23 protein-coding genes are annotated in these 24,486 nt (G+C 72.2%); 17 read left to right on the top strand and 6 right to left on the bottom strand.

Features of this window, described 5'->3' with window-relative positions:
- Positions 1-34: 34 nt before the first annotated feature.
- From BJP60_RS11160 to cysK, 5 genes are read right to left on the bottom strand one after another with little or no spacing between them, the layout of a single operon-like run.
- Positions 35-1,798, bottom strand: coding sequence for a glycosyltransferase family 2 protein (locus BJP60_RS11160; RefSeq protein ID WP_203135825.1), 1,764 nt, complete (start codon positions 1,796-1,798; stop codon positions 35-37).
- Complete coding sequence (locus BJP60_RS11155; protein WP_203135824.1) at positions 1,791-2,609, bottom strand: WecB/TagA/CpsF family glycosyltransferase; 819 nt, start codon at positions 2,607-2,609, stop codon at positions 1,791-1,793. Before BJP60_RS11155 ends, BJP60_RS11160 begins: the two co-directional genes overlap by 8 nt.
- Before the next feature lie 5 nt (positions 2,610-2,614).
- The gene (locus BJP60_RS11150; protein WP_203135823.1) at positions 2,615-4,081 is read right to left on the bottom strand and encodes an amidase; all 1,467 of its coding nucleotides are present in this window, start codon (positions 4,079-4,081) and stop codon (positions 2,615-2,617) included.
- A 2-nt stretch (positions 4,082-4,083) separates the two neighbouring features.
- Positions 4,084-4,647 carry a serine O-acetyltransferase EpsC gene (epsC, locus tag BJP60_RS11145; RefSeq protein WP_203135822.1) on the bottom strand — a complete coding sequence of 188 codons (564 nt, stop codon included), beginning with the start codon at positions 4,645-4,647 and terminating at the stop codon, positions 4,084-4,086.
- Between the two features lie 15 nt (positions 4,648-4,662).
- Positions 4,663-5,604 carry a cysteine synthase A gene (gene cysK, locus BJP60_RS11140; protein ID WP_203135821.1) on the bottom strand — a complete coding sequence of 314 codons (942 nt, stop codon included), beginning with the start codon at positions 5,602-5,604 and terminating at the stop codon, positions 4,663-4,665.
- Between the two features lie 139 nt (positions 5,605-5,743).
- Here cysK and prmC point away from each other — a divergent pair, with 139 nt between their 5' ends.
- Positions 5,744-6,640 (top strand): peptide chain release factor N(5)-glutamine methyltransferase, encoded by an 897-nt coding sequence (prmC, locus tag BJP60_RS11135; RefSeq protein WP_203135820.1) that lies wholly within the window; start codon positions 5,744-5,746, stop codon positions 6,638-6,640.
- Positions 6,641-6,655: 15 nt separating this feature from the next.
- Here prmC and BJP60_RS11130 read toward each other — a convergent pair whose 3' ends face one another.
- Positions 6,656-8,176 carry a sugar transferase gene (locus BJP60_RS11130; protein ID WP_203135819.1) on the bottom strand — a complete coding sequence of 507 codons (1,521 nt, stop codon included), beginning with the start codon at positions 8,174-8,176 and terminating at the stop codon, positions 6,656-6,658.
- 249 nt (positions 8,177-8,425) lie between these two features.
- On the opposite strand from BJP60_RS11130, the gene BJP60_RS11125 reads away from it, so the two are divergent.
- The 16 genes from BJP60_RS11125 (at position 8,426) to BJP60_RS11050 (ending at position 24,372) form a co-directional block, all read left to right on the top strand.
- Complete coding sequence (locus tag BJP60_RS11125; RefSeq protein WP_203135818.1) at positions 8,426-9,166, top strand: L-threonylcarbamoyladenylate synthase; 741 nt, start codon at positions 8,426-8,428, stop codon at positions 9,164-9,166.
- The gene (locus tag BJP60_RS11120; RefSeq protein ID WP_203135817.1) at positions 9,163-10,341 is read left to right on the top strand and encodes an MraY family glycosyltransferase; all 1,179 of its coding nucleotides are present in this window, start codon (positions 9,163-9,165) and stop codon (positions 10,339-10,341) included. Before BJP60_RS11125 ends, BJP60_RS11120 begins: the two co-directional genes overlap by 4 nt.
- Positions 10,341-10,823, top strand: coding sequence for a hypothetical protein (locus BJP60_RS11115; protein WP_203135816.1), 483 nt, complete (start codon positions 10,341-10,343; stop codon positions 10,821-10,823). The genes BJP60_RS11120 and BJP60_RS11115 overlap by 1 nt, the downstream gene beginning before the upstream one ends.
- A 175-nt stretch (positions 10,824-10,998) precedes the next feature.
- On the top strand, positions 10,999-11,790 hold the full coding sequence (gene atpB, locus BJP60_RS11110) for a F0F1 ATP synthase subunit A (RefSeq protein WP_203135815.1): 792 nt from the start codon (positions 10,999-11,001) through the stop codon (positions 11,788-11,790).
- A 43-nt stretch (positions 11,791-11,833) separates the two neighbouring features.
- A complete protein-coding gene (gene atpE / locus BJP60_RS11105; protein ID WP_203135814.1) occupies positions 11,834-12,082 on the top strand; it encodes a F0F1 ATP synthase subunit C in 249 nt (82 codons plus the stop codon).
- A gap of 30 nt (positions 12,083-12,112) precedes the next feature.
- Positions 12,113-12,670: a F0F1 ATP synthase subunit B gene (locus tag BJP60_RS11100; RefSeq protein WP_203135813.1), complete on the top strand. Its 558-nt coding sequence runs from the start codon at positions 12,113-12,115 to the stop codon at positions 12,668-12,670.
- Entirely contained in the window at positions 12,670-13,452 is a 783-nt protein-coding gene (locus BJP60_RS11095) for a F0F1 ATP synthase subunit delta (protein ID WP_203135812.1), read from the top strand. The genes BJP60_RS11100 and BJP60_RS11095 overlap by 1 nt, the downstream gene beginning before the upstream one ends.
- 82 nt (positions 13,453-13,534) lie before the next feature.
- Positions 13,535-15,178, top strand: a complete 1,644-nt coding sequence (gene atpA, locus BJP60_RS11090) for a F0F1 ATP synthase subunit alpha (protein WP_203135811.1) — start codon at positions 13,535-13,537, stop codon at positions 15,176-15,178.
- A gap of 21 nt (positions 15,179-15,199) precedes the next feature.
- Complete coding sequence (locus tag BJP60_RS11085; RefSeq protein ID WP_203135810.1) at positions 15,200-16,096, top strand: F0F1 ATP synthase subunit gamma; 897 nt, start codon at positions 15,200-15,202, stop codon at positions 16,094-16,096.
- A gap of 28 nt (positions 16,097-16,124) precedes the next feature.
- A complete protein-coding gene (gene atpD, locus BJP60_RS11080; protein WP_203135809.1) occupies positions 16,125-17,561 on the top strand; it encodes a F0F1 ATP synthase subunit beta in 1,437 nt (478 codons plus the stop codon).
- 2 nt (positions 17,562-17,563) lie between these two features.
- Entirely contained in the window at positions 17,564-17,824 is a 261-nt protein-coding gene (locus tag BJP60_RS11075; protein ID WP_203135808.1) for a F0F1 ATP synthase subunit epsilon, read from the top strand.
- Positions 17,825-17,829: 5 nt separating this feature from the next.
- Positions 17,830-18,579, top strand: a complete 750-nt coding sequence (locus BJP60_RS11070) for a YaaA family protein (RefSeq protein WP_203139276.1) — start codon at positions 17,830-17,832, stop codon at positions 18,577-18,579.
- 85 nt (positions 18,580-18,664) lie between these two features.
- On the top strand, positions 18,665-19,492 hold the full coding sequence (locus BJP60_RS11065; protein ID WP_203135807.1) for a DUF5684 domain-containing protein: 828 nt from the start codon (positions 18,665-18,667) through the stop codon (positions 19,490-19,492).
- A 74-nt stretch (positions 19,493-19,566) separates the two neighbouring features.
- Positions 19,567-20,550, top strand: a complete 984-nt coding sequence (locus tag BJP60_RS11060) for an aldo/keto reductase (RefSeq protein WP_203135806.1) — start codon at positions 19,567-19,569, stop codon at positions 20,548-20,550.
- A gap of 117 nt (positions 20,551-20,667) precedes the next feature.
- Positions 20,668-21,534, top strand: a complete 867-nt coding sequence (locus BJP60_RS11055; RefSeq protein WP_442923384.1) for a PP2C family protein-serine/threonine phosphatase — start codon at positions 20,668-20,670, stop codon at positions 21,532-21,534.
- Positions 21,535-21,591: 57 nt separating this feature from the next.
- Positions 21,592-24,372 (top strand): FtsK/SpoIIIE domain-containing protein, encoded by a 2,781-nt coding sequence (locus BJP60_RS11050; RefSeq protein ID WP_203135804.1) that lies wholly within the window; start codon positions 21,592-21,594, stop codon positions 24,370-24,372.
- Positions 24,373-24,486: the final 114 nt, after the last annotated feature.

Genomic DNA, 24,486 nt, shown 5'->3' with positions numbered 1-24,486 from the left:
CCCCCAGCGGGGTCCGCGCCGGCGATCCGGCGTCTCAGGCGGTGGCGACCCGCGTCGAGCCGTCGCGCTCCCAGCGCACCCTCGCACTCGTCGCGCGGCGGCGGGCGAGAAGCGCGAACGCCGCGTAGACGGCGGCGTCCCACGCGTGGGAGGCGCTCGTGGCGGTGCGCAGCAGCTCGCGGGCCGTCGAGTCGCCCGTGTCGACCCCCTGCTGCGCGGGGCCGCGACGCACGCGGACGAGCGTGTCGAGCAGGGCCGGAGCCGTGAGCGGCACGCGCACGCGCACGGGCGCGAGCGGGGGGATCCGCTTCTCCACGGGCCGCACGCGTCGGTCGACGTAGACGTCGTCGGCCGTGACGGGAGGGATCGGCGTCACCCGCGCGGCGCCCTCGCGCGTCAGGGCGTAGACGCCCGCGCCCCACAGCGCGGTCGACATCGCGGGCATGCGCGAGCGCGCACGGTAGTACGAGCGCACCCACGGATCCGTCCGCGCCAGGTCGTACTCGAAGGGCGGGCGGCCGCCGACCGCGCCCGGCGCACGCAGCGCCCGCACCAGCCCCGGGATCGCGGCCGACGACAGCTCGATGTCCGCGTCCAGCACCAGCACGGGCCGCGCGGTGGTGCGCGCGATGCCGGCGTTGATGGCGTTGGGCTTGGACCCCTCGGCGAGCTCCACGACGCGCACGCCCGGGAAGGTGCTCGCGCGCGCCGCCGTGTCGTCCGTGCAGCCGTTGCACACGACGACGACCTCGAGGGATCCGGCGGCGGCGGGCTCGGCGAGGCGCGAAAGAGTTCGCTCGATCACCGCGGCCTCGTCGAACGCGGGGATGACGATCGCCGCCTGCGGCGACCCCGGGCCGCGCCAGGTCGCGGCCGGCAGGTCGTGCCAGCCGCGCTCGTCGCGCAGGACGCCGAGCAGGCGTCGGTGGCGCGCGGATCGCGGCGCGCGGATCGCCGCACCCACCGTCACCGCGGCGCGGTACGACGCGGCGCGGCGCGGGGCGTGCTTGCGCACGTAGCGCACGCGATTGACCTCCAGCAGCGCCTCGAGCGCGGGGGAGGATCCGGATCCGCCCTGGCTGTGCGCCACGACCGCGTCCGGCACGTAGCGCACGGTCAGCCCGGCCTCGCGCACGCGGCGCAGGACGTCGGTCTCCTCGGAGTACAGGAAGAAGCGCTCATCCCATTCGCCGACCGCGGCCGCGGCGCGCTCCGAGAACAGCACGGCGGCGCCCGTCGCCCAGTCGACGTCCTGTTCGCGCCCGTACGCCCGCGGGTCGCGCACGCACTCGGACAGCGCGGCGGGTCGCCCCGGCCACAGCGGTCCGAGCACGGCGTCGCCCAGCGCGCGCAGCACCGCGGGCTCGCGGAAGAGCGAGAACGACGTCGCGCCGGTCTCGTCCACGATGCGGGGCACGACCGCACCGCGACCGGGATCGGCGCGCAGCCGTTCCAGCAGCGTGCGCAGGACGCCCGCGTGCACGCGCAGATCCGGATTCAGGATCAGCACCGACTCCGCATCGCCGACGTACTGAAGGCCCACGTTGATTCCGCCTGCATAGCCGAGGTTGCCGTGCGTCGGCACCGCGATCACGTCCGGGTGCGCGCGCGCCACGCGGAGCGTGGCGTCGTCCGGCGAGTTGTCGGCGATGATCACGCGGAGCGAGACGTCCCGCGCCTCCGCACGCAGTCCCTGGATCAGCGGACCCAGGTGCGCGGCGCTGCCGTAGGTCACGACGACCGCGGCGACCTCGACCCGGCCGGTCAGGGCGAAGCGGCCCTCGTCCGGCTCACGCATGCTGCGGGACGCCCAGCGCGGCCCCGCGCAGCGCCGGGCGGGCCGAGCGGCGCAGCGCGAGGTACGCGGGCGGGCCCTGCACGAGATAGCGGTTCGCCAGTCGGCGCGGCTCCAGCATCAGGCGCCACGCCCACTCGAGGCCGGCTCGGGAGATCCAGCCCGGCGCACGCGCGACGCGGCCCGCGAGGAAGTCGACCACGGCGCCGAACGCCAGCAGCACGCCGGCTCCCGAGCGCGCGCCGTACTGCTCGATCCACTGCTCCTGACGCGGTTTGCCGAGGCACACGAGCAGGATGTCGGGACCGGCCGCGCGGATCTCCTCGGCGACCTGTGCGGCGCCGTCGGCGGTCGCGAGCTGCTCGCGCGGCGGCGTCCAGTGCCCCGCGAAGCGCGCGCCGGGCCATTCGGTCCCGAGGCGATCCCGCAGCGGCTCGGTCACCGCCGGGTCGCCGCCCAGCACCGCGACCGACAGTCCGCGCGCCGCGGCGAGGCGCAGCACCTCGACCACGAGGTCGCTGCCGGAGAGCTTGGGGTAGGGCTGCCCGGTCTCGCGCTTCGCGTGCGCGGCGATGGGCGCGCCGTCGATGAGGTTCAGCCACTCGACGGGCCCTCCCGCGGGGGAGGCTTCGGGGTTCGTGTGGCGTCCGAAGTGGTGCAGGTGATCGAGGTTGATGGAGGCCACGGCGAGAGGCCGCGCGGGGCGGCGCTCGGCCGCCTCCGCGATGAGGTGCAGCGCGGGCTCGGCGGTGACCAGATGGATCGGCACGCCGTCGGTGTCCAGCGTCGGGATCGCTCCCGTCAGGGTGTCCATGGAGCTCATGCACTGTCAGAGACCCCAAGTCGCGCTGTGATGCATCGACGTCGCGGATTGCCGCGGCCGGTGCGAGATCCCTCAGACTCCCGGGGCCAGGGGAGCGAGCCGCGGGAGCGCTCGAGGTGGGCAGCGAGATGCAGGATGAGCGCCTCGCCGCCCGGGCGGCCGATGAGCTGCACGCTGACGGGATGCCCGTCGGCGAGCACCGGCACCGTGACCGCGGGCAGGCCCGCGACGTTCACGAAGCTGCTGTACGGCGCGTACTGGCACTGGCGCGTGAAGCTCAGCTCGGGCTCGTCCTGCGCGAACCAGCCGAGCGGCTGCGGCGGCAGCGCGAGCGCGGGCGTCAGCACGGCGTCGAACCCGTCGAAGGCGGTGATCGTGGCGCGCTCGAACGCGGTCGCGTCGGCGTACGCCTCCAGCAGCCGCGCGGCGCCGAGCGCGCGCCCCTCGCGGATGAGCCAGGCCGTGACGGGCTCGACCTCGTCCAGCCGCTCGTCCGGCACGGGGATGCGCGCCGCCGATGCGCGCCACAGCGTCATGAACATGTCGCCGTAGCCCGTCGGGCGCCACGCGGCGTCCTCGATGTCGTGACCGGCGCCCGCCAGCACGCGGACCGCCTCGTCGAGCGCGCCTCGGGCGCTCGGGTCGAGGCGGATGTCCATGGTCTCCTCCCACGGCGACGTCGTCGTGACGCCGAGCCGCAGCTGCCCCGGCAGCACGCGCGACGCCTCGGAGATCTGACTGTCGCCGGTCGCCCGGGTCGCGTACGGGTACGGTCCCGCCGCGAGCACGTCGAGCAGCATCGCTGCATCGTCCACCGTGCGCGCGATCGAGCCGGCGACCGCGAGCCCTCCGGGGGAGTCGAGTCCCGACCCGGCGGGCACGCGCCCGCGCGACGGCTTCACGCCGACCACGCCCACCGTCGCGGCCGGGATCCGGATCGAGCCCCCGCCGTCCGACGCGGGCGCCGCCGGCAGCAGGCCCGCCGCGACCGCGACGGCCGCGCCGCCGCTCGAGCCGCCCGCGCCGTTCTCCGGATCCCACGGGTCCCGCGCGGGAGATCCGATCCGCGTCTCGGTGAAGCCCGTCAGCCCGAACTCCGGCGTGCTCGTCTTGCCCAGGCTGATGGCTCCGGCGTCGTCGAGCACCTTCGCGAGCGGGTCGGATCGCTCGGGCACGTGATCGGCGAACGCCCGCGACCCGTACCGGGTCGGCACGCCTTCGCGCGCCGTCAGGTCCTTGTCGGCGAGGGGCACGCCCCACAGCGGCGGCGTCTCCGTCGGGGGAGCGCCGAGCGCCGCCGCGCGCTCGCGGGCCGCGTCGGCCGTCACCTCGGCGAACGCCCCCAGCCGCTCGTGCGCCTCGGCGCGCGCCAGGAAGTACGCGGTCGCCTCGACCGGCGTCACGTCGCCGTCGCGCAGCGCGGCAGCGAGTGCGCGCAGTCCCAGTTCGTGCAGCTCGGCCATCGTCAGATCATGTACTCGGGCGCCATCAGCACGCGCCGGGTGTCCTCGTCCGTCGCCCGCGGGCGGGCCTTGGCCGGCACGCCGACCACGACGCTGTACGGCGGCGCGTCCTTGGTCACGACGGCGTTCGCCCCCACGGCGCTGTGCGCGCCGATCGTGACGGGGCCGAGGATCTTGGCCCCGGCACCGACCGCGACGCCGTCGCCGAGGGTGGGGTGCCGCTTGCCCGGGGACATCGTCGTGCCGCCGAGGGTGACGCCGTGGTAGAGCATCACGTCGTCGCCGATCTCGGCCGTCTCGCCGATCACGACGCCCATGCCGTGGTCGATGAAGAAGCGCCGCCCGATGCTCGCTCCCGGGTGGATCTCGATCCCGGTGAGCCAGCGCGTGAGCTGCGATCCCGCGCGCGCGACGAAGCGGAAGCCGCGACGCCACAGCGCGTGGTTCACCCGGTGCGCCCACACGGCGTGCAGCCCGGGGTAGAGCGACGCGATCTCGAGGAAGCCGCGCGCCGCCGGATCACGACGGCGCGCGGCTTCGACATCCTCGCGGACGTGCAATCCCATGCGGACGAGCCTAGGTCAGGCCTCTTCCCGCAGGTCCTCGAACAGCGCCGTCGAGATGTAGCGCTCACCCGTGTCGGGGACGATCACGACGATCTTCTTGCCGGCGTTCTCCGGGCGCTTGGCGAGCTGCACGGCAGACCACACCGCGGCGCCGGCGGAGATGCCGGCAAGGATGCCCTCGCCCGAGGCGAGCGCGCGCGAGGTCGCGAGCGCGTCCTCGAACTCCACGGTGACGACCTCGTCGTACACGTCGGTGTCGAGGATCGGCGGCACGAAGTTGGGCCCGATGCCCTGGATCTTGGCCGGTCCGGGGGTGCCCGTCGACAGCAGCGGCGACGCGGTCGGCTCGACCGCGACGACGGTGACGTCCGGCTTGCGTGACTTCAGCACCTGCCCGACGCCCGTGATCGTGCCGCCCGTGCCGATGCCGGCGACGAAGATGTCGACCTCGCCGTCGGTGTCCCGCCAGATCTCCTCGGCCGTCGTGCGGCGGTGGATCTCGGGGTTCGCCGCGTTCGCGAACTGTTTCGCCAGGATCGCGCCCGGCGTCTCGGCGACGATCCTCTCCGCCTCGGCCAGCGCCAGCTTCATGCCGCCGGTCGGGTCCGTCAGGATGAGCTCGGCGCCGAAGGCCTTCAGCAGCACGCGGCGCTCCTTCGACATGGAGGCCGGCATGGTCAGGATCACCTTGTAGCCGCGCGCCGCACCCACGAGCGCGAGGGCGATGCCCGTGTTGCCGCTCGTCGACTCGACGATCGTGCCGCCCGGCTTGAGCTCGCCCGAGGCCTCCGCCGCGTCAATGATCGCGATGCCGAGGCGATCCTTGACCGACGAGCCGGGGTTGAAGTACTCGAGCTTGGCGTACACCTCGGCGCCGGCGTCCTCGGTGACGCGGTTCAGCTTCACGAGCGGCGTGTTGCCGAACGCGGTGGTGATGTCTGCGTGGACACCGGACATGACGGTTCTCCTCGTTCAGGGTGGGCCCGGACGTCGGGCGGGCCGGGGCGACGGCGGATCCTGCCCGCCACGCACCAGCGTATTGCGCGAGCGGGCCCCGGCGAGCGCGTGTGACGCGCGCGGATTAGGCTGTCTGCTCATGACCGCCCTGCACCCCGCCGAGGAGCTGCACGACTCTCGCGCCCTGCGCGACGTGCTTCGTGCCGCGGCCGGTCGCCTCGCCGAGGCCGGCGTGCCCGATCCGCAGGTCGACGCCGAGCTGCTGCTGGCGCACCTTCGCGATCAGAGCCGCGGCGAGGTGCAGACGGGCGTCATCCGCGGCGACGAGCTCACGGCCGACGAGGTCGCCGCGTACGAGGAGCTCGTCGCGCGACGCGCCGCGCGGGAGCCGCTGCAGCACATCACCGGGGTCGCGTACTTCCGCCACCTGGAGCTCGCGGTCGGGCCCGGCGTGTTCGTGCCGCGCCCCGAGACCGAGTCCGTGGCGCAGCTCGCGATCGACGCGCTGCGCGCCGCCGGATCGCCCGAGCCGGTGGGCGTCGACCTCGGCACGGGCAGCGGGGCGATCGCGCTCTCTCTGGCGACGGAGGTGCCGCACGCGCGGATCCACGCGGCGGAGAACTCGGCCGCCGCGTTCGTCTGGACCCGCGAGAACCATCGCCGCGTGGGGGCTCCGAACCTGCGCCTGGCGTTCGTGGATCTCGCCGTGGCGTTCCCCGAGCTCGACGGCACGGTCGACGTCGTCGTGTCGAATCCGCCGTACGTCCCGGACGACGCCGTGCCGCGCGACCCGGAGGTGCGCCTGCACGATCCGCACGCCGCGCTGTACGGCGGGCCGGACGGCCTCGACGTCGTGCGCGAGCTGAGCCGCGTCGGCATGCGCCTGCTGCGCCCGGGCGGGCTGCTCGTGATCGAGCACGGCGAGCTGCAGGGACGCGCGATCCGCGACCTGCTGGGGGAGGCAGGATGGCGCGCCGCCGCCACGCATCCCGACCTGACCCGCCGCGACCGGACGACGACCGCGATCCGGCCGTAGCCCGCCGCCGCCGGATCAGTACGCGCCGCGCGGCCGCAGGACCGCCCCCACCGTCTGCAGCATGAGCTGGAGGTCGCGCGCGATGGAGCGGTTCTCGACGTAGTGCAGATCGAGCGAGACGCCGCGCTCCCAGCCGAGGTCGCTGCGCCCGCCGACCTGCCATGGGCCGCTGATGCCCGGCTTGATGTACAGCCGGCGCCGCTCGTCCTCGGCGTATACGGCGACCTCCGACGGCAGAGCGGGGCGCGGGCCGATCACGCTCATGTCGCCCGCCAGCACGTTCCAGAACTGCGGCAGCTCGTCGAGCGAATACTTGCGCAGGATGCGCCCCACCCGCGTGACGCGCGGGTCGTGATGGATCTTGAACATCGGGCCCGCGGCCTCGTTCGCCGTGATCAGCGCGGCCCTGTCCCGCTCGGCGCTCGCCGTCATGGAACGGAACTTGAGCATGGGGAAGAGCCTGCCGCCCTCGCCCACGCGGTCCTGGCGGAAGAACACCGGCCCCGCGGAGTCGAGACGGATCGCGAGCGCGATCGGCACCGTCAGGATCGAGATCGGGATCAGCGCGATCGTCGCGACGACGACGTCCACCACGCGCTTGGCGGCGCGGCGGGCGTCGTACACGGGCTGGGCGACGCGCAGCAGCGGCACGTCGCCGCCCCAGTGCATGCGCAGACGCGGAGCCGAGACCTCGGCGATGCCGGGCCACACCACGATCTCGTCGACCGTGCCCTCCAGCGCCCACGCGAGGCGACGCAGGAGGTGCGGGCCCGCGGGCACGCGCGCCACGATCACGGTGTCGGCACGCAGCGACGTGGCGGCGTCGACGGTCCGGCGCAGGGCGGCCGACCCGTCCTCGCGCCCCATGAGTGCGGCGTCGTCCCACATGACGCTGCCGCACACGCGGATCTGCTCCGACCGGGACAGCGCCTCGGTGAGCGAGGAGACCTCGTCCGCCGCGCCGATCACGATCGCGCGCGTGAGGTGCTCGCCCACGCGCAGCTGCGCGGACAGGCGGCGTCGCCACAGCGAGCGCACGGCTCCCAGGCCGACCAGCGTGGCGGGCGCGACGGCGAGCAGCGGCGCGAGCCATGCGACGTCGACGATCGCCGAGGGCAGCGCCGAGAGCATCACCGTGACGACGGCGAGCGCGCCGAGGGCGGCTCCGCTGGCCATCGCGACGCGGATGAGCTCGCGCGAGAGCGGCAGCAGCGGGTCGCGCGAGCGCGACGCGGCCAGGCACAGCCACCATCCGATCGCCGCGATGCCGAGGGGGAGGAGCGCGTCGACGCTCGCTTCGATCGAGGCGACGACGCCCCACGTCGTGGCGAGCACCGCCGTGTCTCCCGCGAGCACCAGTCGCCGGTGGACGGCCTCGCGATGACGGCGTCGTGCCAGCGACGGGGCCGTCGCCGGGGCCGCCAGCCCCGGGAGGATCCCGGAGCCGGCGTCCGACGGCTCCGGTGCCGCGACGAGTGGAGCGACCGGAGCCGCGGGGCGGCCCAGAAGCGGACGGGGTGCATCGATCGTGGTCATCGGGCGATCCTCAGGTCCTGTTCTTGGTCGGGTCGTCCGCCACCGGGAACGGATCGCCTCCCCGCCGGTGCAGGGCCCGCGCATCCGTGACGGACGTGTTGCGCTGACGCAGAGGAGTGGAGCCTCATCCGCGTGATACACGCCGGACAGCGGCGTCCGCCGCTGTCCGGACGGCGGGAGAGCGTGCGGCGAGGACGGCCGGGAACCCGCGGAGGGAAGCAGACAGGCGATGCAAATAGAATCGTGCCGATGTCCTCCCCCCTCTTCGACTGCAGCGACGGGGCCGAGCTGCTCTCCGGCATGCGTCAGGCGCGCCAGGCGATCGCGCGCGGCCACCTCATCGTGATGCCGACGGACACCGTCTACGGCGTCGCGGCCGACGCCTTCGACGCGCAGGCCGTGCAGCGGCTGCTGGATGCGAAGGGCCGCGGCCGGCAGCAGCCGCCGCCCGTGCTGGTGTCGGGCGTCGACGCCATGCGCGCGCTCGTCGAGGAGATGCCCGAGCCGGTCGAGCGCCTCGTCGAGCGCTTCTGGCCGGGCGGGCTGACGATCGTCCTCCCGGCGCAGCCGTCGCTGTCGTGGGACCTCGGCGAGACGAAGGGCACGGTCGCCGTGCGGATGCCGGATCACCGGATCGCCCTCGAGCTGCTGACCGAGACCGGCCCGCTCGCCGTGTCGAGCGCGAACCTCACGGGGCAGCCCGCGGCCGTGACGGGCGACGGCGCGCGCGACATGCTCGGAGACAGCGTCGCGGTGTACCTCGACGACGGTCCCTCGCGGACGGGCGTCGCCTCCACGATCGTCGACGCGACCGCGCTCGTCGGCCCGCGGGACGACGAGCCCCGCGTGCGCGTCCTGCGCGACGGCGCCGTGTCGCGCGACGAGCTGCGCGAGGTGCTGGGCGACCTGCTCGAGCCCTCGGACGACGACGGCCCCGCGCCCGCGGCGCACGAGTCCGCGCCGACGGCGCCCGACGAAGAGCCCGCGTGAGGCAGTACCTCTTCACGATCCTGCTCACGGCGGCGCTCACGACGGCGCTCGCCTGGGCGGTGTGGCGCCTGAGCATGCGCTACAAGCTGTACCCCGGCATCCGCGAGCGCGACGTGCACAAGACCCCGACACCGAGGCTCGGCGGCATCGCGATCTTCCTCGCGATCGTCACGGTCGTGCTGGTGTCCGCGTCGAATCCGTTCTTCCAGATCTTCTGGGTCGATTCGCGCGCCGTGTGGGCGATCCTGGCCGCCTCCCTGCTGATCGTGGTCGTGGGCGTCGCGGACGACCTGTGGGACCTCGACTGGACGATCAAGCTCGGCGCGCAGTTCCTCGCCGCGGGCGTGATCGCCGTCGGCGGCGGGCTGCAGATCTACGCCGTGCCGATCGGCGGCATGACGATCTTCTCCAGCTGGGTGAGCATCGTCCTGACGATGTTCTCGATCGTCGTCGTGATGAACGCGGTGAACTTCATCGACGGTCTGGACGGCCTCGTCGCGGGCGTCTGCCTGATCGCGAACGGCGTCTTCTTCGTCTACACGTACATCCTCACGCGGGACACCCAGACGACGAACTCGAGCCTCGCGACGTTCCTCGCCGCCGCCATGATCGGCGCCTGCGCGGGGTTCCTCGTGCTCAACTGGAAGCCCGCCAAGCTGTTCATGGGCGACTCCGGCGCGCTCCTGCTGGGGCTGCTGATGGCGACCTCGACGATCGTCGTCACGAGTCAGATCCCGCCCTCCGCGCTCGACCCGCAGGACGGCATCGGGCGCTCGCAGCTGTTCGGCGCGTTCCTGCCCACCCTGCTGCCGCTCGTCGTCGTGCTGCTGCCGCTGGCCGACTTCGGCCTCGCCGTGCTGCGGCGCACGCGCGCCGGCAGGTCGCCGTTCTCGCCCGACCGCAAGCACCTCCACCACCGCATGCTCGACCTCGGCCACAGCGACCGCGACGCCGTGCTGATCTTCTACGCGTGGACGGCCGTGATCTCGCTCGCGGTCCTGCTGATGTACCTCGCCTCGCGCGAGAACTGGCCGGGGGAGTACTGGATCGGCGTCGTGTTCGGGGTCCTGGGCGTCGCCGCGTGCCTCGTCCTGACCCTCCTGCCCACACGCCGCCCGATCGCCGACTCCGCCGAACCGCCCGCCGCACCGACCCACGCCGCCCAGGAGGCCTGATGACCACCCCGCAGCCCGCGTCCATCTCCAGCACACCGGTGCTGCGCACCGCGCTCGTCTGGGGTGCCGTCGCCACGGTCGTGATCGCGGTGGTCGGCGGCGCCATCGGCTACGCCATGGCGGGCACCGACGGCATGTTCAGCGCCCTCGCCGGTGCCGCCATCGCGGCCGTGTTCATGCTGCTGACCGCGGTCAGCATCCTCGTCGCCAACCGCTGGTTCGGCGATCAGCTCTACGTGCCGATCTTCTTCGGCATCGTGCTCGGCGGCTGGCTCCTCAAGCTCGTGCTGTTCATCGTCGCGCTGCTGATCCTGCGCGGGCAGCCCTGGATCGTGCCCGGTGTCTTCTTCGTCGCGCTCGTCGTGAGCGTCGTCGCCTCGCTCGCGATCGACGGCATCGCGATGTTCCGCTCGCGCGCCCCGTACGTCGATGTGAAGCTGCCAGGGGAGGACGCTCCCGGCGACGACGGCGAGACCCGCTGAGCAGGTTTTCGACGCGGCGTAGAAGCGCCCGAAACTTTGATAGGCTGAGCGAGTTCCTGCCGATTCCCCCGCGGATGCCGATGGTGACATCGGGACGGCAGATGACGACTTCCTGCCCCTCCCGGTCCTCATGCCGGAGCTATGAAGCCGGAGCCACACGTTGACTCAAGCCGCGATGCTGATCGCCTCTGCCGAATCGAGCGATGGCGCGTTCCACCCGCCGTCCATCACCGACTTCTTCCCGCCGGCGATCTTCCAGCTCGGGTTCCTCGAGTTCACGCGCATCAATGCGGCGCAGCTGCTCGCGACCGCCGTCCTGGTCATCCTGCTGATCGTCGGCACGCGCAACATGCGCGTCGTGCCCGGCCGCCTGCAGAGCATCGTCGAGATGGGCCTCGACTTCGTCCGCGTGAACATCGCGCACGACATCCTGGGTCGCAAGGACGGAAACCGCTTCCTGCCGCTGCTGACCACGATGTTCTTCATGATCCTGTTCATGAACCTGACGGGCATCATCCCCGGCATCAACATCGCGGGCACGAGCGTCATCGCGGTGCCGCTGCTGCTGGCGGTCATCTCGTACGTGACGTTCATCTACGCGGGCATCAAGAAGAGCCCCGGCAACTTCTTCAAGAACTCGCTGTTCCCGGCGGGCGTCCCCGCGGCGCTGTACATCATCGTGACGCCGCTCGAGTTCCTGTCGACCTTCATCATCCGCCCCGTCACGCTGACGCTGCGACTGCTGATGAACATGATCGTCGGCCACCTGATGCTGGTGCTGTTCTTCTCGGCCACGCACTTCTTCTTCTTCACCGCAGGCGGATGGTGGGCGCCCCTGGGCGTCGGCACGCTCGCCTTCGGTCTCGCCTTCACCCTGTTCGAGGTCCTGGTGGCATTCCTCCAGGCCTACGTCTTCACGATCCTCACCGCGGTCTACATCCAGCTCGCGGTTGCGGAAGAGCACTGACGGTCCGCCACACGGCGCACCGCCTAACCGAAAGGAAAAATCCGTGGACGCTACTACGGTTCTCGCCAACGTGTACGGCTCGATCGCGACGGTCGGCTACGGTCTCGCCGCCATCGGCCCGGCCATCGGCGTGGGCATCGTCGTCGGCAAGACCATCGAGTCCGTGGCCCGCCAGCCCGAGCTCGCCGGTCGTCTGCAGGTTCTGATGTGGATCGGTATCGCCTTCACCGAGGCCCTCGCGTTCATCGGCATCGCGACCGGCTTCATCTTCGGCTACGCCCCCGTCCAGTAATCCACTGCTGCTGACACGTAAGGAGACAGGATGCTGAACGCTCTTGTCACGCTTGCCGCGGAGGAGTCCCACGAGACTCCGAATCCGCTGGTGCCGGCGGTCTACGACATCATCTGGTCGCTCGTCTGCTTCCTCGTCATCCTGTTCGTGGTGTGGAAGGTCGCTCTGCCGCGCCTGACCGCCATGCTCGACGCGCGGTCCGCCGCGATCGAGGGCAACATCGCCAAGGCCGATGAGGCGCAGCGTCAGGCCGAGGCCGCGCTCGAGGAGTACACGAAGCAGCTCGCCGACGCCCGCAAGGAGGCCGGTGACATCCGTGAGGCCGCCCGTGAGGACGGCAAGCGCATCGTCGCCGAGGCCAAGGCCAACGCGAGCACCGAGGCCGAGCGCATCACGTCGACCGCGCACACGCAGATCGAGGCCGAGCGCCAGGCCGCTCTCGTCACGCTGCGCAGCGAGGTCGGCACGCTCGCGATCGACCTGGCCGGCAACGTCATCGGCGAGACGCTGAGCGACGACCAGAAGGCGGCGGCTGTCGTCGACCGCTTCCTGGCCGACCTCGAGGCCTCCGAGAAGGCGACCAACTGATGGGCAGCGCGACCACTCAGGCCCTCGCGGCGAGCGTCTCGGCGCTCGGCGCGGCGACGGTCGACCTCGACACGGCTCGCGAGCTCTTCGCCGCCGCCCGTGCCGTCGCCGGCTCGCCGGCGCTGAGCGGCGCGCTGGCCGACCCGGCTGCGGCGCCCGAGGCCCGCAGCGCGCTCGTCACCCGGGTGTTCGGCAGCCTCTCGCCGACCACGCAGTCGCTCCTGACGACGGCCGCCGCGCAGCGGTGGTCGTCGCAGGACGAGCTCGTCGACGGCATCGAGGAGCTCGCCATCCGCTCGGCCGCCAAGGCCGACTCGGGCGACCTCGAGGGGGAGCTGTTCCGCGTCTCCCGCATCGTCGCGGAGAACCCCGAGCTCGAGCTCGCGCTCGGCAGCCGCCTCGGCGACGGCCGGGCGAAGGGCGCACTCATGCAGACGCTGCTCGGCGGCCGCACGAGCGAGGCCACGACGCTCGTCGTGTCGTCGCTGGTGCAGGAGCCGCGCGGGCGCCGCGTCCGCGGCATCCTCGCCCGTGCCATCCGCATCGTCGCCGCCCAGCGCGGCCGCACGGTGGCCACGGTCACGACGGCCGCCCCGCTCACCGCTGACCAGACCGCGCGTCTGGCCACCGCGCTCTCGCGCACCTACGGCGGCGAGGTGACGATCAGCCCGGTCGTCGACCCCTCGGTCGTCGGCGGCGTGCGCGTGCAGATCGCGGACGACGTCATCGACGGCAGCATCGCCTCGCGCCTCGCGGACGTGCGCCAGAAGCTCGCGGGCTGACCTCACAACTTTGCCGCCCGTTGCCCATTCGGACGTGCGGACTCACTTGGGGATCGAAGATCCCACAACATGAAGGAAGACAATGGCAGACATCACGATCAGCCCCGACGTCATCCGTGACGCGCTGAAGGACTTCGTCGCCGCCTATGAGCCCACCGGCGATGCGGCGACCGAGGTCGGCACCGTCATCGACGCGGCAGACGGCATCGCCCACGTCGAGGGCCTGCCGGGCGTCATGGCCAACGAGCTCGTCCGCTTCGCCGACGGCACGCTGGGCCTCGCCCAGAACCTCGACGAGCACGAGATCGGCGTCGTCGTGCTCGGCGAGTTCGCCGGCATCGAGGAGGGCCAGCAGGTCACCCGCACGGGCGAGGTGCTCTCGGTCCCCGTGGGCGAGGGCTACCTCGGCCGCGTGATCGACCCGCTCGGCAACCCGATCGACGGTCTCGGCGAGATCACCGGCATCGAGGGCCGCCGCGCCCTCGAGCTGCAGGCTCCCGGCGTCATGATGCGCAAGTCGGTGCACGAGCCGATGCAGACGGGCATCAAGGCGATCGACGCCATGATCCCGGTCGGCCGTGGTCAGCGTCAGCTCATCATCGGCGACCGCCAGACCGGCAAGACCGCGATCGCGATCGACACGATCATCAACCAGAAGTCGAACTGGGAGTCGGGCGACCCGACCAAGCAGGTGCGCTGCATCTACGTCGCCATCGGTCAGAAGGGCTCGACCATCGCCTCGGTGAAGGGCGCCCTCGAGGAGGCCGGCGCGATGGAGTACACCACCATCGTCGCGGCCCCCGCGTCCGACCCGGCCGGCTTCAAGTACCTCGCCCCGTACACCGGCTCGGCCATCGGCCAGCACTGGATGTACGACGGCAAGCACGTCCTGATCGTGTTCGACGACCTGTCGAAGCAGGCCGAGGCGTACCGCGCCGTGTCGCTGCTGCTGCGCCGCCCGCCGGGCCGCGAGGCGTACCCCGGTGACGTCTTCTACCTGCACTCGCGTCTGCTCGAGCGCTGCGCGAAGCTCTCGGACGAGCTCGGCGCCGGCTCGATGACGGGTCTGCCGATCATCGAGACCAAGGCGAACGACGTCTCGGCGTACATCCCGACCAACGTGATCTCGATCACGGACGGCCAGATCTTCCTGCAGTCCGACCTGTTCAACGCCAACCAGCGTCCCGCGGTCGACGTGGGCATCTCGGTCTCGCGAGTCGGCGGTGACGCGCAGCTGAAGCACATCAAGAAGGTCTCCGGCACGCTGAAGCTCGAGCTCGCCCAGTACCGCTCGCTGGAGGCGTTCGCGATGTTCGCGTCCGACCTCGACGCCGCGTCGCGTCGTCAGCTGGCCCGTGGTGCGCGCCTGACCGAGCTGCTGAAGCAGCCGCAGTACTCGCCGTACCCGGCCGAGGAGCAGGTCGTCTCGATCTGGGCCGGCACGAACGGCAAGCTCGACACGATCGAGGTCGAGGACGTGCTGCGCTTCGAGGCCGAGCTGCTCGACCACCTGCGTCGCAACACGACGATCCTCAACACGCTGCGCGACAGCGGCAAGCTCGAGGACGACACCGTCGCCGAGATGGAGAAGGCGATCGACGCCTTCGTGCTCGAGTTCCAGGGCGGCAAGGGCGTTCACCTCGGTGCGCCGGGCCACGAGGAGCACAGCGCGGCCGATGTCGCCGACGTCGACCAGGAGAAGATCGTCAAGGGCCGCCGGGCGTAAGCCCGTCGGAGACGACGCATCATGGGAGCAAAGCTCAGGGAGTACAAGCAGAAGATCTCTTCTGCTCAGACGACCAAGAAGATCACGAAGGCGATGGAGCTCATCGCGGCTTCGCGCATCCAGAAGGCGATGGCGCGCGTGCGCGCGTCGGAGCCCTTCTCCCGCGCGGTGACGCGGGCGGTCTCGGCGGTCGCCACGCACACCGACATCGACCACCCGCTCACGCGGGAGCCGGAGTCGCTGACGCGCTCGGCGATCCTGATCCTCAGCTCCGACCGGGGACTCGCGGGTGCCTTCAACTCGCAGGTCATCCGCGAGGCGATGGAGCTCGCCGAGCTCCTGCGCTCGCAGGGCAAGGACGTCGTGTTCTACCTGTTCGGCCGCAAGGCCGTCGGCTACTTCCAGTTCCGCGGCATCACCGCGGAGGCGGAGTGGACGGGTGACGCGGACGTGCCGGCCTTCGCGACCGCCGAGGAGATGTCGCAGGCGCTGCTCGAGGCCTACGAGAAGGACAACGCCGACGGGGGCGTGGACGAGATCCACGTCGTGTACAACCGCTTCGTCAGCATGATGACCCAGGAGCCGGTGCAGATCCGCCTGCTCCCGCTCGAGGTCGTCGAGGGCGCGGACGACGCGGACGCGAGTGGCGAGGTCTACCCGCTGTACGAGTTCGAGCCCGACGCCACCGTCGTCCTCGACCGGCTGCTGCCGGTGTACATCCAGAGCCGCATCTTCAACGCGCTGCTGCAGTCGGCCGCCGCCAAGCAGGCCGCGACGCAGAAGGCGATGAAGTCGGCCAGCGACAACGCCGACAAGCTCATCACCGACTACACCCGCCTGCGCAACAACGCGCGTCAGGCCGAGATCACGCAGCAGATCGCCGAGATCGTCGGCGGTGCCGACGCCCTGGCGTCCTGATAGACGTTCTGAAAAAGAGAGAGACGAAATGACTGTCATCGAGACCGCGGTCGTCGGTCGGGTCGCCCGCGTGACGGGTCCCGTCGTCGACATCGAGTTCCCGCACGACGCGATCCCCGAGGTCTACAACGCGCTCAAGACGACAATCGTCATGGGCGAGGAGGCCACCGAGATCACGCTCGAGGTCGCGCAGCACCTCGGCGACGACATGGTGCGCGCCATCTCGCTGAAGCCGACGGACGGCATGGTCCGCGGCCAGGAGGTGCGCGACACCGGCGCCCCCATCTCGGTGCCGGTCGGCGACGTGACCAAGGGCAAGGTCTTCAACGTCACCGGCGAGGTGCTGAACCTCCCGAGCGGCGAGGCCATCGAGGTCACCGAGCGCTGGCCCATCCACCGCAAGGCGCCGAACTTCGACCAGCTCGAGTCGAAGACCACGATGTTCGAGACGGGCATCAAGGTGATCGACCTGCTCACCCCGTACGTGCAGGGTGGAAAGATCGGCCTCTTCGGCGGTGCGGGCGTCGGCAAGACCGTCCTCATCCAGGAGATGATCCAGCGCGTCGCGCAGGACCACGGTGGTGTGTCGGTGTTCGCCGGCGTCGGCGAGCGCACGCGTGAGGGCAACGACCTGATCCACGAGATGGAGGAGGCGGGCGTCTTCGACAAGACCGCGCTCGTCTTCGGTCAGATGGACGAGCCGCCGGGGACGCGTCTGCGCGTCGCGCTGTCGGCCCTGACGATGGCCGAGTACTTCCGCGACGTGCAGAAGCAGGACGTGCTGCTGTTCATCGACAACATCTTCCGCTTCACGCAGGCGGGCTCCGAGGTGTCGACCCTGCTGGGCCGCATGCCCTCCGCCGTGGGCTACCAGCCGAACCTCGCGGACGAGATGGGCGTGCTCCAGGAGCGCATCACCTCGACGCGCGGCCACTCGATCACCTCGCTGCAGGCGATCTACGTGCCGGCCGACGACTACACCGACCCGGCGCCGGCGACCACGTTCGCGCACCTCGACGCCACGACGGAGCTCTCGCGTGAGATCGCGTCGAAGGGTCTGTACCCGGCCGTCGACCCGCTGACGTCGACCAGCCGCATCCTCGACCCGCGCTACATCGGCGAGGACCACTACCGCGTGGCCACCTCCGTGAAGCAGATCCTGCAGAAGAACAAGGAGCTGCAGGAGATCATCGCGATCCTCGGTGTCGACGAGCTGTCGGAAGAGGACAAGATCGTCGTCGCCCGCGCGCGCCGCATCCAGCAGTTCCTCTCGCAGAACACCTACATGGCGAAGAAGTTCACGGGTGTCGAGGGTTCGACCGTTCCGATCAAGGAGACGATCGAGTCGTTCGACGCGATCGTGAAGGGCGACTTCGACCACGTGGCCGAGCAGGCGTTCTTCAACGTGGGCGGCATCGGCGACGTCGAGGCGAACTGGGCACGCATTCAGAAGGAGAACAGCTGACCATGGGTCTGCAGGTCACCCTGGTCTCCGCCGAGGAGGAGGTCTGGACGGGCGAGGCGAGCCTCGTGGTCGCCAAGACCATCGAGGGTGAGATCGGCTTCATGCAGGGTCACGAGCCCATGCTCGCCATCCTCGCCGAGGGCCAGGTCCGCATCACCGAGCCCTCGGGCAACAAGGTCATCGCGGACGCGCGCGACGGCTTCGTGTCGATGGAGAACAACCGCCTCACGGTCGTCGCGGGCAACGCGGCGCTGAGCTCCTGACCACGATCCTCCTGCCCCCTTCGGAGACGAAGCGGGCAGGCGGATCGGACGCGCCACTCGATTTCGACGGCCTCGCGCTGCCGGTGCTCGCACCGCAGCGCGAGGCCGTCGTCGCGTCCCTGGTGGCGCTGTCGGCCGATCCGGATCACGCGGCCCGGGTTCTCAAGCTCTCCGCGCGCCAGTTCGGCGAGATCGCCGTGAACGCCGCCGTGCGCTCCGCGCCCACCATGCCGGCGATCGACCGCTACACGGGCGTGCTGTTCGACGCACTCGACGCCGGATCGCTCGACGAGGGCGCGCGAGCCTGGCTGGGCGAGCACGCCCTCATCCAGACCGCTCCGCTCGGGCCGGTCGGCGCGCTCGATCCGATCCCGTCGTACCGGCTCGCCGCCGGCGCATCGCTGCCGGGCGTGGCGCCGCTCAAGCGGATGTGGGCGGATCCGGTGCGCGCGGCCTTCGCCGCGCTGCCGGGGCTCGTGATCGACCTGCGCTCGGAGGCGTACGCGGCGCTCGGACCGATTCCGGACACCGTGGCGAGCACGTACGTGCGGGTCGTGTCGGAGGGTCCGGACGGTGCCGTGCGCGCGCTCAATCACTTCAACAAGCGCTCCAAGGGGCTGCTGACGCGCCGGCTCGCGCTGGACCGCCCCGACCTCCGCTCGGTCGCCGACCTCGTGGTCTGGGGCGCAGCCGTCGGAATCGTCATCCGCGGCGCGACGCGCGACGGCGAGACCGAGCTCGTCGTCGACGGATAGGGGCGGCCGCGCTGTTCAGCGAGCGCTCAGGATCGATAGCCTGGGTCCGGCGGTCGGCCCTCGGCCGCGGAAGATGGGGAGAAATATGTCTAGTGGAGATGAGCTCAGCGCCCTGCTCGCGGTGTACGCGATCCTGACGCTGGTCTTCTCGTTGGTCGGCATCATCAGCTACGTGCTGCTGGCGCTCGGACTGTCGAAGGTGTTCGAGAAGGCAGGCGTGCAGGGCAAGTGGCGCGCGTGGGTGCCGGTCTACAACATGATGGTCTTCTTCAAGCTCGGCGACCTCAGCCCGTGGCTCGTGCTGTACGGCCTGGCCGGGACCATCGTGCTGGGGTGGATCGGCATCGGCTACCTGTTCAGCCTCGCGCTCACGGTTCTCAGCTTCATCGCCGCGTACCGCATCGGCCTCAAGCTCGGTCTGAACCCGGGAATGACGGTGCTCTGGATCCTCCCGCCGATCTGGGCGCTGGTCGCCGGCTTCGGCAGCTCGGCCTGGAACCCGAACGTCCAGCCCGCGTCGTGGGCGTCGAACAACTTCATCGGCGACAACACCGTGTGGGACGGCGTGCCCACGCAGCGGACCTCGGCAGCGGGGTACGGCCAGACCGGCTACGGCCAGCAGGGCTACGGCCAGCCGGGCTACGGCCAGCAGGGCTACGGCCAGCCGGGCTACGGCCAGCCGGGCCACGGGCAGGCTCCCGGATACGGCACTCAGCCGGGTCACGAGCAGTACGGTCAGCCGGGCCAGCCCGCCTACCCCGCTCAGCCGCCGGCCGGCGCGCCGGTCCCGCCGCCCGCCCCGGGCGCGCCCGTGCCGCCTCCGGCCACGCCGCCGGCCCCTCCCGCCGCACCGCGTCCGGACGGCGACGAGCCGCCCGCCGGACCCGTGCCACCGGCTCCGCCGCGGCCGTAGTGCCCCTCGCGAACGCCCCCGCCCGATTCGGGTGGGGGCGTTCGCGCGCCCGGGTGCCGACTAGCGTGGTGGGCATGAGTGGTGTCGCGCTGCGCCGGGTCGGGAAGTCGGGTCTGCTGGTGTCCGAGGTGGGGCTCGGCTGCAACAACTTCGGTCGTCGCGGCACGACATCCGAGACCCTCGAGGGCACGCGTGCGGTGCTCGACGCCGCGATCGAGCACGGCGTCACGTTCCTGGACACGGCGGAGATGTACGGCGGGCAGGGACGCAGCGAGACGCTGATGGGCGAGGCGCTCGCCGGCCGTCGAGACCGCGTCGTGATCGCGACCAAGTTCGGGCACCACGCGGTCGACATGGGCTACGGTCCCGCCGCGGGCGCGAAGGGTTCGAGGGCCTACATCCGCCGCGCGCTCGAGGCGTCGCTCACGCGTCTGCGCACCGACTGGATCGACCTCTACCAGCTGCACACCCCCGATCCCGACACGCCCGTCGAGGAGACGATCGACGCACTCGACGATCTCGTGCGCGAGGGGAAGATCCGGTACTACGGCCACTCGAATCTGAGCGGATGGCAGATCGCCGAGGCGCACCTGACGGCGCGCGCGCGTACGCGGTCCGGGTTCGTGTCGGCGCAGAACCAGTTCTCGCTGCTCGCGCGCGACGCGGAGCGCGAGGTGCTGCCCGCCGTCCGTCGCTTCGACCTCGGCTTCTTCCCGTACTTCCCGCTCTACAACGGCCTGCTCACGGGCAAGTTCACGCGCGAGGGCGGGCCCGAGCACAGCCGCATCATGTCGCAGCGCAAGCACCTGTGGGAGACCGCGCCCTGGGATGCGCTCGACGCCTACCGGGCGTTCTGCGACGCACGCGGGATCACGATGCTGGAGGCGACGTTCGGCTGGCTGCTCTCGCAGTCGGCCGTCGCGAGCGTGATCGCCGGCGCCACCTCGCCCGAGCAGGTCGCGGCGAACGCGGCCGCAGGAGCGGCGTGGCGTCCGACCGAGGCCGAGGCCGCCGAGATCGACGGCTTCTTCCCGGCCCCCGAGGCACCCGCCATCTGACGGCAGCGGCGCGGGGCGGTGCATCGCTCCCGATAGACTGTCACTGCTTGCGACGCATCCGCCTGAACCGTTTTCGCTCCGGCCCAGATGTCGTCGCCCGATCCGGAGGTCATACCCGTGTCCGACGCACCCACGACGACGCAGTCGCAGACCGTGGCGCTGCCTGCAGGCCTCGATGCGATCCTGACGTGGGCGGGCGTGACGCACCGCGGACGAAAGCGCGACATCAACCAGGACGCGCTGCTGACGGCGTATCCTCTGTTCGTCGTCGCCGACGGGATGGGCGGTCACATCGGGGGAGAGATCGCGAGCGCCAGCACGATCGACCGGCTGCACCGCATGGTGGGCAAGGGCCCCGTGTCGCCCGAGACGATCGAGAAGGCGCTCACGAAGGCGGTGCGCGACATCGGCGATCACCCGGACACGACGGACGAGGGCACGGGCACGACCGTGACGGGCGTCTACCTCGACATCACCGAGGACGACGCGACCTGGGTCGCGCTGAACATCGGCGACTCCCGTGTGTACATCCAGCGCGACGACGCGCTCGCGCAGGTCACGACCGATCACTCGCTCGTGCAGGAGCTGGTCGCGGCCGGGCGCCTCAGCCCCGAGGAGGCCGAGAACCACCCCTACGGCAACGTCATCACGCGGGCCGTCGGCCCCAGCGAGGGCGCCGTGCCCGACTACGTGCGGCTCGACGTGCGCGACGGCGACCGCTTCGTGATCTGCTCCGACGGGCTCACCAAGGAGCTCACCGACTACGGGATCCTGCACTTCCTGCGGCTGCACGACGATCCCGGGGCCGCGGTCGACGCGATGCTCGAGGCCGCGCTCGAGAACGGCGGGCGCGACAACATCACGATCGTCGTGCTCGACGTCTCGGTGCCCGGCCAGCGCCCGGTCGACAGCGATGAGGAGGCGCCCACCGCGCAGACGCGCGTCGTGGGGGAGTCGTCCACAGGGGACGAACCGGCCGAGTAGTCCCGGCCCGGGCGCCGCGGGCCTCCACCGCGCAGTCGCGCGCGGTGGACTTGCCGCATGCCCACGACGCTCGACGAGCCCATCACGCTGCCCTCGCCGCAGCCGCCGCCCAAGCGCGGACCACTCCCGATCATCGCGTCGATCGTCCCCGTCGTCGCGGCCGTCGCGCTGTGGGCGATCACCGGATCCCTCATCGCCCTGTGCTTCGCCGCGCTCGGACCGCTCATGGCCGGCGCTTCGCTCCTCGACGCTGCCCGCGGCGGCCGGCGCCGCCGCAGGGAGGACCAGCGCGGGCATGCCGACGCGCTGCGCCGCGCGCGCGAGCAGATCGAGCGGCGTCACGCGGCCGAGCGGGCCACGCGATGGCGGGAACGACCGGACGTCGCGGCGCTCGTGGCCGACGCGCGCCGGCAGTGGCGCTGCACCGCGGACGAGCTCGTGATCGGTCGCGGCCGGACGCCGAGCGCCGTGCGGGTGACCGGTGGCGATGACGACGAGGCCCGGACTCTGCGCGCGCACGCGGCGGTCCTCGAAGGCGCCCCCGTGACGGTGCCGCTGCGCGCCGGCATCGCCGTGCAGGGGGATCCGGTGACGGCATCCGCCGTGGCCAGGGCGCTGGTGCTCCAGCTGTGCCTCGGGCGTCCGGCGACCCGGCTCGCGGTGATCGCGGCGCCGGAGCCGGAGCGCGCCTGGGCCTCGGCGCTGCCGCACTGGCGCCCGGCGGGGGCGGCGCCCGTCCGCCTCGCGCTGGTGGGCGTCGGCGAGGCCGTGCCCGCGGCCGACGTGGTGATCGCGGTCTCGCCGCTGGGCGGGGAGGCGTCCGCGGCATGCGGGGCGCTGCTGGAGCTCGACGCGGAGGCGCCCGGGAAGGGCCGGCTCCTCCACGACGGCGAGCTTGCGGACATCGAGGTCGAGGCCGTGTCGATCGCGCAGGCGACCGTGCTCGCCGCGCGGCTCGCGGTGCGTGGCGCGCCGACCGCGGGACCCACGGGCACGGACGCCGTCGTGTCCCTCGGCGCGCTGCTGGATCGCGCCGGCGCGGGCGAGTCGCTGGGTGCTCTCGGCGCGGTGATCGGCCTCGAGGACGGCGATCCGGTGGCGCTCGACCTCGTCTCCGACGGCCCGCACGCGGTCGTGGTGGGCATGACGGGCAGCGGCAAGTCCGAGCTGCTCGTGACGTGGGTCGCGTCGCTGGCGGCGACGCTCCCGCCCGAGCGCGTGCAGTTCCTGCTCGCGGACTTCAAGGGCGGCACGGCCTTCGCACCGCTCGCGCGTCTGCCGCACGTGGCCGGGGTCATCACGGATCTCGACGACGGCGGCGCACGACGTGCGGTCGAGAGCCTGCGCGCCGAGCTGCGTGCCCGGGAGGCGGCGCTCGCCGAAGCCGGTGCCCGCGACGTGTCGGACCCGCGGTCGGATCTGCCGCGGCTGGTGATCGTCGTCGACGAGTTCGCGGCGCTGCTGCAGGAGCATCCGGACCTTCATGCCCTCTTCACGGACGTGGCCGCTCGCGGACGGGCGCTCGGCATGCATCTCGTGCTCGGTACCCAGCGCGCGGGAGGTGTGCTGCGCGACGCGCTCGTCGCGAACTGTCCGCTGCGCATCGGGATGCGCGTGGCCGAGGCCGCCGAGAGTCGCGCGCTGCTCGGGTCCGACGAGGCGGCGTCGCTCCCCGGCGGGCCGGACGGGCGCGGTCTGGCGTGGATCCGCCGCGCGGGCGACGCCCGCGCCCGACTGACCCGCATCGCGCTGTCCGCGCCGACCGACGTCGCCGCGGTCGCATCGCGCTTCGCCGACCGCGCGCGTCGCCCCGCGCCGTGGCTGCCGCCGCTTCCCGGACGGCTCACCGCGGAGGAGGCCGCGGCGCTCGTCGGCGCGCCGCGCGGCGGGGTCATCCTGCTGGGCGTCGCGGACGATCCCGTGCGCCAGCGGCGCTCGCCCGTGCTGCTGACGCCGGGGGAGGACCGCGGCCTCACCGTCGTGGGCGGCGGCGGCTCCGGGCGGTCGACGGTGGCGGGCGTAGTGGTGGCCGCTCGTCCGGACGCGGTCGTGGTCCCGCGCGACGCGGAGGGCGCCTGGGACGCGCTGGAGCTCATCGATCGCGTGCGGCCCGCGGTCGTGGTGATCGACGACGCCGACGCGATGCTGGCGCGCTTCCCGGCCGAGTACGCGCAGGCAGCGGCCGAACGCGTCGAGGCGATCGTGCGTGACGCGGGCGAGACCGGCACGACGGTCGTGATCACGGCCGCGCGGCTGAGCGGAGCGGTGCTGCGCTTCGCCGACCTGCTGCCGCGTCGGGCGCTGCTCGCGCTGCCCGGGCGCACCGAGCATGCCGCGGCGGGCGGCGACGTCGCGACCTTCGATCCCCGCCGACCGCCCGGGCGGGCGATGCTCGACGGCCTCGAGGTGCAGTTCGTGCACGCCTCGCCGCCGGTGCCGGCCGACGCTCCCGCCCTGGAGCGCTGGCAGCCGCACACGCCGCTCACGGGCATGGTGCTGCGGGCCGCGCGGCGCCGCAGCGATCAGCTCGCGGCGGCGTGGCCGGGCGACGTGCGCGTGATCGTGGTGGACGACCTCCCGCCCGGTACGCGCCTTGCCGCGCTCGACAGGGCGGGCGAGCGCCTGGTGCTGGTCGGCGACGGCGACGCCTGGCAGCGCCACTGGGGACTGCTGCAGGAGCTGCGGTCCGTCGCACCGCTCGTGGTGGGCGCCGACTGCGCGACCGAGCTGCGGACGCTCGCGGGAGAGCGCGAGCTGCCGCCGTATGCCCGCACGCGGGCGTCGCGCGCCTGGGTCGTGCGCGACGGGCTCCCGCCCGAGCGCGTCGTGCTGCCCTGATCCGGCCCGGCCCCGGGTGTGCGTCGGTTGACACGGCCGCGCGGGTGCGGAAAGGATGACGGCAGAGCAGCGCAGCAGCGGTCGGCGCACGGCCCTGTCGGAAGGGCGAGGCGG

It is taken from the genome of Microbacterium sp. JZ31 (assembly GCF_016805985.1).
Classification (GTDB): domain Bacteria; phylum Actinomycetota; class Actinomycetes; order Actinomycetales; family Microbacteriaceae; genus Microbacterium.
The sequence above is the reverse complement of the archived record's forward strand: the minus strand, read 5'-3'. Positions and strand labels throughout refer to the sequence as shown.

Coding starts and splice junctions, on each gene's coding strand:
- cysK (WP_203135821.1), bottom strand. CDS start 5,604: ATGTCCGGTGTCCACGCAGACATCACCACCGCGTTCGGCAACACGCCG.
- prmC (WP_203135820.1), top strand. CDS start 5,744: ATGACCGCCCTGCACCCCGCCGAGGAGCTGCACGACTCTCGCGCCCTG.
- BJP60_RS11065 (WP_203135807.1), top strand. CDS start 18,665: ATGTCTAGTGGAGATGAGCTCAGCGCCCTGCTCGCGGTGTACGCGATC.
- epsC (WP_203135822.1), bottom strand. CDS start 4,647: ATGGGATTGCACGTCCGCGAGGATGTCGAAGCCGCGCGCCGTCGTGAT.
- BJP60_RS11150 (WP_203135823.1), bottom strand. CDS start 4,081: ATGGCCGAGCTGCACGAACTGGGACTGCGCGCACTCGCTGCCGCGCTG.
- BJP60_RS11160 (WP_203135825.1), bottom strand. CDS start 1,798: ATGCGTGAGCCGGACGAGGGCCGCTTCGCCCTGACCGGCCGGGTCGAG.
- BJP60_RS11060 (WP_203135806.1), top strand. CDS start 19,567: ATGAGTGGTGTCGCGCTGCGCCGGGTCGGGAAGTCGGGTCTGCTGGTG.
- BJP60_RS11155 (WP_203135824.1), bottom strand. CDS start 2,609: ATGGACACCCTGACGGGAGCGATCCCGACGCTGGACACCGACGGCGTG.
- BJP60_RS11085 (WP_203135810.1), top strand. CDS start 15,200: ATGGGAGCAAAGCTCAGGGAGTACAAGCAGAAGATCTCTTCTGCTCAG.
- BJP60_RS11075 (WP_203135808.1), top strand. CDS start 17,564: ATGGGTCTGCAGGTCACCCTGGTCTCCGCCGAGGAGGAGGTCTGGACG.
- BJP60_RS11125 (WP_203135818.1), top strand. CDS start 8,426: ATGTCCTCCCCCCTCTTCGACTGCAGCGACGGGGCCGAGCTGCTCTCC.
- atpD (WP_203135809.1), top strand. CDS start 16,125: ATGACTGTCATCGAGACCGCGGTCGTCGGTCGGGTCGCCCGCGTGACG.
- atpA (WP_203135811.1), top strand. CDS start 13,535: ATGGCAGACATCACGATCAGCCCCGACGTCATCCGTGACGCGCTGAAG.
- atpB (WP_203135815.1), top strand. CDS start 10,999: ATGCTGATCGCCTCTGCCGAATCGAGCGATGGCGCGTTCCACCCGCCG.
- BJP60_RS11115 (WP_203135816.1), top strand. CDS start 10,341: ATGACCACCCCGCAGCCCGCGTCCATCTCCAGCACACCGGTGCTGCGC.
- BJP60_RS11130 (WP_203135819.1), bottom strand. CDS start 8,176: ATGACCACGATCGATGCACCCCGTCCGCTTCTGGGCCGCCCCGCGGCT.
- BJP60_RS11095 (WP_203135812.1), top strand. CDS start 12,670: ATGGGCAGCGCGACCACTCAGGCCCTCGCGGCGAGCGTCTCGGCGCTC.
- BJP60_RS11050 (WP_203135804.1), top strand. CDS start 21,592: ATGCCCACGACGCTCGACGAGCCCATCACGCTGCCCTCGCCGCAGCCG.
- BJP60_RS11100 (WP_203135813.1), top strand. CDS start 12,113: ATGCTGAACGCTCTTGTCACGCTTGCCGCGGAGGAGTCCCACGAGACT.